This window comes from Frondihabitans sp. Leaf304, from assembly GCF_001423105.1.
GTDB lineage: Bacteria > Actinomycetota > Actinomycetes > Actinomycetales > Microbacteriaceae > Frondihabitans.
Window position 1 is genome coordinate 2,026,961 of the sequence record NZ_LMNV01000002.1, and the last position, 6,452, is coordinate 2,033,412.

Here is a 6,452-nt window from a genome sequence, read left to right on the forward strand (position 1 = left end):
GAAGCACCTCATGCCACAGACCCCGATCGCCGCCTCCCTCGCGGGCCTCGCCCTGCTCGCCACACTCACCGGCTGCACCACCTCCACCCCCACCCCCACCTCAGCCGACACCCCGGCCAGCACATCCAGCCCGACCAGCCCGTCCAGCACTGCAAGGACCACACCGCCCGCAACTACAGCCCCCGAGGCCGAGCTGCCGGCCAACATCAACACCTGCGTCGACGGGCAAGCCCTCATCAACACGACGCAGAAGACAGCCTCGCTCCCCGACGGATGCGACACCGTCTTCGTCCAAACCGAAGACGCCACCATCGACCTGGGCCCTACGAAGAAGCTCGTCTTCGAGGGGCACGGCAACACCGTCACCTACTCCGGCGAGGCTCCCGAAATCATCGAAGCTGGCGAATCCGTCGGCACGAACACGGCAGTCGCCAAATAGCACCGCGTCACAAAGGCGCCTCCCCCAGGGAGGCGCCCTTCAGCGTTCCAGAGCACAATGAACCGATGATCACAGCCGCTCTCGCCCGGGCCCTCCGCGATGCGGGTCTCCGCTGGCGCCCCACGCCCGGCGACCGATTCGCCATCGACGGCGACGAATTCGCCGACGAGGTCTTCACCATCAGCGAGATGACCATCGAGGCACACGACTACTCCGGCGGTACCGTGCTCGGCTTCAACGGCACCACCGAGTGGGCGCTCGACTCGGTGGCGGCCGACGACTCACTCTGGCTTCCTCGAGAAGACCAGCTGCGGATCCTTCTGGGCCCTTCGTTCCGCTCGCTCACGCACCACGGCACCGACTTCACTGTCGAGACCCGGCTCGACAGCTACTCGGCGACTGACGCCGAAAGCGCCTACGCCCTCGCCCTGCTCGACTACATCAAGTCGAGCCTCGAGATCAGCCCCGACGAACCGACGCCGTGACCGTGAACTTCGGGTTGCGCGTCACCTGACGCGTCTCACCGACGACCTCTTGCAGAGTGTCGCGGTGCTTGAGGTGCGAGTTGTAGACCGTCCACAGCTCGCCGCCCGGCTTGAGTACGCGCGCGGCGGCCTTGAAGAGCTTGAGCGCGACACCCGGCTCGACCGCGGCGTCGACGTGGAACGGCGGGTTGAGCAGAACCAAATCGAAGGATCCGTCGGACTGACTCGACAGCGCATCGTCACGCACCACGGTCACCCGCTCGGCCACTCCATTCGCCTCGGCAGTGGCTCGCGTCGACGCCACCGCCGCTGCCGACTGGTCGCTTGCCACAATCTGCGCCGTCGGCCGCGCGACCGCCGCGGCCACGGCGAGCACACCCGACCCGCACCCGAGGTCGACGATCGTCTCCGCCCCGGGCACCGCCTGCGGCAGCACCTCGAGCAGCGCCCGGGTGCCGATGTCGATCTTCGCGCCGGCGAACGTGCCGCCGAACGCTCTGATCTCGAGCCCGAGGTCGTCGTGGCGCTGAGTGCGCGGCCAGGTCGAGACGACGGGCGGCGAGACGGGTTCGGACGCCGTGAGCACGCGCGACTTCTGGCGGGCCAAGCCGGCGTAGAGCACCTCGAAGTGCTCGCGGAGCACGTCGTTCATGGTCGTGGCCATGTGCTTGAGCCGCCCACCCGCGAAGACGACGACCTCGGGATCGGCGTGACGGGCGATGAGGCCGGCGATCTCGTCGAGAGCAGCGAGGCTGCGCGGCAGCTGCAGGAGCACGACCCGGGCGCCCGCCACCAGGCTCTCGTCGAGCGCGTGCTGGGTGTAGGTGCCGGCAAGGCCCGCCTCGTCGGCGTTGAGGCCGAGCGCGAGTTCGCTGACGAGGGGATCCTGGTGCACGCGAATGCCGGTCAGGCCGTGGAGGGCCGCCGCACCGAGAGTCAGGGCTCCGTAGTGGTCGCCGATGACGACGGCCTGGCCTGCGGAGGCCGCGCCGAGCGCGGTTGCAGCCTCGTCGAGGAGGAGACGGTCGGTCGCATCGACGGCGACGAGGTTCGCGGCTTCGAAATCGGGGCGGCGGCGGAGGTCGGCGAAGTCGAAAGGCATGATTCAACCCTAGGGGGCGGCCGGGCGACGCCCGACTCAGGAGACGACGTCGACGAGGGTCCCCTGCCCGGCGATTCGGAATCGCGGCGGATCGACGGCCCGGGGCGCAGAGGGATCGGGCTCGACGAAGAAACCGCCGCTGCCGACCATGCGGCCTCCGATCGTTGCGCCGGCCATCGCCCACACCTCGCCGTCGTTACGGGAGATCTGGCCGGTGACCGTGCCGGAGATCTCAAGCAGAGCACCGGGGTGGACGACGATCGAGCCCGTGCAGGTGCCGCTGAGAAGCACATACCCGCCCGGTTCGATCGTGAGCTTGTCGGCGACGGCACCACGGAGATCGAGCGACCCTCCGTCGCAGACGAGCGCACCCCGGAGCGCCGTGCCGGTGAGGACGAGCGGCTCTTCGACGACGAGAGGATGAGAGACAGCCCCTGACAGCTTCTTCATGGACGAACTCTAGGAGTGCGCTGCCGTGGTGTCGAGGGGTAGCGGGAAAAGGCCCAGTCGACAGCCGCGAACGGCGTAATTCTGTATTTTCAATGAAGTACTTGACAGATAATCAGACGCATAGAAGAGTTAACGGACCATCCGCACCTTTCTCAGGAGAGATCCATGCCTGTCCCGATCGTCAGCTCCCCGTCCAGCCCGCGCATGCTCATGCGCGACAAGATCCGGCACGAGATCCGTCGCGCGATTCTCGATGGCACCTTCACTCCCGGCGAGCGCCTGTCCGACGACGAACTCGCCGAGTGGCTCGGGTGCTCGCGCACGCCCATCCGGGAGGCCCTCAACGATCTCGAGCACGCCGGCCTGGTCGAGGTCATGCCGAACCGCTACACCCGGGTCGCCACACCGCGAGCCGACGAGGCATTCGAGGTCGTTCAGACGCTGGGGGTGATCTTCGGCGGGGCCGTGCGTCTCGCCACGCCACTTCTCGCGGATGATGTACGGGCGCGGATCCTGGGTTCGATCGATTCGTGCCTGGTCGACCTCGAGCGACGCGATGTTCCCGCGCTCAACGTCCACGCGCTCGCCACGTTCGACCTCTTCGTCGAGCAGTGCGGCAACAGCCACCTGATCAAGCTGAGCCACGACACGAGTGCCGGGCTGGCCTTCAAGCTGCGGCTGCCCAACTTGGTGCGCATCTTCAACTGGCCCGATCTCACGCAGTCTTTCCGCGACCTCCGATCCGCCGTCGAGGCCGGCGACGCGATCGCCGCCGAGCTCGCTGCCGAGCGCTTGCATCAGCTGCCCGTCGAGACCCCTGGGCACGAGCCCGTCAGCTCGGAACGGCCGCTCTCCCGCCGAAGCGCGTGAGGTAGATCGCCGCGGCCGCTGCGGCCACGGCTGTCATCGCGGGCGCAAACGACCCCGACAGGGCGAACGACACTGCGAGCGCAACGACCGCGACGATCAGATCGGCCAAGACTGTGGCCCGCCAGCCTGCCTTCGACCGGCGCTTCGGCGTGATGACGAAGAGGGCCCGACGCCCGATGACGACCCGGACGACGGAACGCAGGGTGGTCCAGAACATCGAACTGTAGAGCGCGAAAGCGCGCCCCAGGAAGATGGCTCCGGCCCAGGGCGTCGCCCGGCTCGTGCGCCGCAGGGCCTCGGGTATCAGCGGAGCAAGGCCACTCGCAGCCAGCCCGAACCCGACCCACATCGAGAAGAGCGGAACACCCAGCGACGACGTCACGAGCGACGTCGCGAACAAGAAGAGCCCGAGAAGCGAGCCGAGGGGGATCATGACGAGCTCGACGAGGAGGTCGAGCTTCTCGGCCGGAGTCATGCGCGACCGCAGGGCGGGAAGGGCGAACAGGCGAATCAGCTCGGTCGCCCCCTGAACCATCTTGCCGTGCTGCTTTTTGAAGGCGTGATAGTCGATGGGAAAGTCTTCGACGCTGACGATGTCGGGGGCGTACTGCACGCGGAATCCGGCCTCGCGCGCTCGGATGGTGAAAGCCACGTCTTCGGCCACGACCTCGGGGAACCCGCCGGTAGCTCGGATCACGGCATCGTTGAGCAGGGCTCCGCGACCCATGAACATCGAGAAGCCGACAGCGGAGCGCGAGAGCTGGTTCGTGGCGACGTGGGTGCCGAGCATCGGCGCGAACTCGCTGGTGAACTGGGTCTCTCCCGACTTCGCCTCGTGGCGCCCCTGGACGACGCCGATCGGATCGCCGGGCCCGCCCGCAGCGAAGTGGTCGAGTGCTCGCTCGACGAAGGTCGGCTGCAGAATCTCGTCGCTGTCGAGGATCGCGTAGTGGTCGAATCGAGGGCCCGACCGGAAGAAGTTGTTGAGGTTGCCCGCCTTGAAGCCACGTTTCGCCTCGCGCCGCACGACGAGGGCATCCAGCTCGACTGCGAGGAGGTCGACGGTCGCCCGCGCCTCGACCGACGACGAATCGTCGAGAATCACCACCGTCACATCGGCGTGCGTCTGCCGAGCGGACTGACGCAGGGCCTCGGGGTTGACGTCGTCGGCCGTGCAATAGAGCAGCGCGACCCGGGAGGACGACGCCGACGACTCAGGAACGGAGGCGGCTCGCGCCCGGCGAAGCGGCCGCCGAGCGAGGAAGAACGCATAGGCGCGCAACCCACCCAACCAGACCGTTCCGATGCCAAGCCCGAGCGGAACGGCGACGACGACATCGATCGGGTCGAGCGGCTGACGGACGACGAGGATGCCCGTAATTGCCAGAACGCACAGCGCGACCCAAGCAATGACGTTCGCGGCGAAGTACACGTGCGACACGACCTTGGCAAGGCGACGGGTCGGGCCATTCTGCTGGGTCGTGGTCCCCTGGTGGCCCGCGAGGCCGTCGTGAACCACGGGCTGTGACTGCGTGAAGGGCATGCTCTGATCCTAGGCCGACAGGTATTTCGAATTTTCATACCCTTGGCTGATTTCCGAGTCGATCTCAGGTCCCATTCCAGAGCGACCGATAGAACGCTGTTCTCTGCGCATCGGGCTTCACACCATAGGCCTGCAGAAAGACATCGTCCCAACCCGGCCCGTAGTTCCACCCGAGACTCATCGTCGCCACCGCGATGTCGGCCCAGCGGTCAGCGACCCCCAGCGCATCCAGATCGACATGGCCCGCCCAGCTCGCGTCGTCGGCAATGAGGGTATTGGGGGCGCACGGGTCGCCGTGACAGACCACCAGACGATCGACGGAAGGCACGGGGCCGAACGGGAGAAGCGCAGGATCCTTCGTGGTCGCCTTCTCAGACCGCGCCAGTCGCGTCTCGACCGACCAGTCGAACGGGCACTCGTCGACCGGCAGGGCGTCGTGTAGCCGCCGCAGGCCCGTGCCCAACGCCGCGACCGCGCGCTCCGGCTCGGCACGCCACCGTGCGTCGACCGCGCTGCGGCCCGGGAGCCCCTGCGTGACGAGCCAGTCGGCATCGGGGTCTCGGCCCGAGGCGAGCACCGTCGGCACCGGCGTGAACGAACGCGCCCATCGCAGGCGCTCCTCTTCGGCGCGCAGGTCGAGACCGCGGCCGTGAGGTGCCCACTTCGCGAAGCGACGCGTTTCGCCGTGCCCGAGTTGGAAGGTCAGGCCACCCACCTCGTTGAGCCAGACCGGAGTGATCTCCGCGCCGGCCGCGAGTGCCTCGACTCGGGGTGGCACCGGAACGGGGCCGCGTGGCAGCTGAGCTATCTTCACCACGCCATGCTTGCAGGCTGAGCCTGGCTCTCCAAGCGCGAGCGGAGAGGGACGCCTAGACGCGAGCCGGAGTCGATGGGCGGAGACCTCTGACACTCACTCGCTTCAGACCGAGAGCGGGTTTCTCGACGACGAACCACGAGCCGAGGGCCAGCACGAGAGTGATCGCGACGAGGAGGAGCATCACGAACCACTCGCCCGAGAGGCCCGCCCAGGCCAGCAGGGCGATCACGAAGGAATGCCAGATGTAGATGCCGTAGCTGAGGTCGCCGATTTTGTTGCTAATACCCCGAAACACCGCGGGGGCCTTGAGCCCGACGAAGAGGATGAGATAGCCGAGGGGCGCCGCGACGAGGGCGGACTTGAACAGGCCGTAGACCGACTCGACAGTCGGCATCGGGCCGAGCGTGACCAAGCCGAAATAGACCGCCGCCGCCAGGAGGGCGAAGCTGCGCTTGAGCGGGATGCGACTGCCGTAGTGCGCGAGCAGGATGCCCACACCGAAGTACGAGCCGCGCTCGAGGAACGTGTGATGGAGCACATTGCCGACAAGGCCACCCATCGCCCCCGATATCACGCCGCACCCGACCGTGACGACGAAGTACGGCACGAGCACCTTCGCAAGGCCCCAGCGGCGGATGGCCACGACGAGCACGGGCACGATCAGGTAGAAGCTGCACTCGGCAGGGATCGTATAGAGCGGGCCGTTGATGACACCGTTGCCGATGCCCTGGAAGAACGGCGGGTGG

General features: G+C 67.4%; 8 protein-coding genes. 3 read left to right on the forward strand and 5 right to left on the reverse strand.

Features of this window, described 5'->3' with window-relative positions; translation table 11 throughout:
• Positions 1 to 439 (forward strand): hypothetical protein (locus ASF54_RS09155; RefSeq protein ID WP_235480986.1); only part of this gene is annotated, 439 nt, incomplete at its 5' end.
• A 65-nt stretch (positions 440 to 504) separates the two neighbouring features.
• Positions 505 to 924: a hypothetical protein gene (locus ASF54_RS09160; protein WP_055961154.1), complete on the forward strand. Its 420-nt coding sequence runs from the start codon at positions 505 to 507 to the stop codon at positions 922 to 924.
• On the opposite strand, the gene ASF54_RS09165 is transcribed toward ASF54_RS09160, so the two are convergent.
• Together ASF54_RS09165 and ASF54_RS09170 are read right to left on the reverse strand one after the other, a co-directional pair.
• Entirely contained in the window at positions 899 to 2,026 is a 1,128-nt protein-coding gene (locus ASF54_RS09165; RefSeq protein WP_055961157.1) for a class I SAM-dependent methyltransferase, read from the reverse strand. The two genes, ASF54_RS09160 and ASF54_RS09165, sit on opposite strands and share 26 nt — an antisense overlap.
• Before the next feature lie 36 nt (positions 2,027 to 2,062).
• The gene (locus tag ASF54_RS09170) at positions 2,063 to 2,476 is read right to left on the reverse strand and encodes a hypothetical protein (protein WP_055961160.1); all 414 of its coding nucleotides are present in this window, start codon (positions 2,474 to 2,476) and stop codon (positions 2,063 to 2,065) included.
• Between the two features lie 165 nt (positions 2,477 to 2,641).
• Between ASF54_RS09170 and ASF54_RS09175 the strand changes: the two genes are divergently transcribed.
• Positions 2,642 to 3,346 carry a GntR family transcriptional regulator gene (locus ASF54_RS09175; RefSeq protein WP_084816064.1) on the forward strand — a complete coding sequence of 235 codons (705 nt, stop codon included), beginning with the start codon at positions 2,642 to 2,644 and terminating at the stop codon, positions 3,344 to 3,346.
• Here the strand turns inward: ASF54_RS09175 and ASF54_RS09180 are convergent.
• From ASF54_RS09180 to ASF54_RS09190, 3 genes are all read right to left on the reverse strand, one after another.
• Positions 3,309 to 4,889: a glycosyltransferase gene (locus ASF54_RS09180; RefSeq protein WP_055961167.1), complete on the reverse strand. Its 1,581-nt coding sequence runs from the start codon at positions 4,887 to 4,889 to the stop codon at positions 3,309 to 3,311. The genes ASF54_RS09175 and ASF54_RS09180 overlap by 38 nt on opposite strands.
• Before the next feature lie 64 nt (positions 4,890 to 4,953).
• On the reverse strand, positions 4,954 to 5,703 hold the full coding sequence (locus tag ASF54_RS09185) for an aminoglycoside 3'-phosphotransferase (protein WP_235480987.1): 750 nt from the start codon (positions 5,701 to 5,703) through the stop codon (positions 4,954 to 4,956).
• Between the two features lie 55 nt (positions 5,704 to 5,758).
• Positions 5,759 to 6,452 (reverse strand): acyltransferase family protein (locus tag ASF54_RS09190; RefSeq protein ID WP_157510095.1); only part of this gene is annotated, 694 nt, incomplete at its 5' end.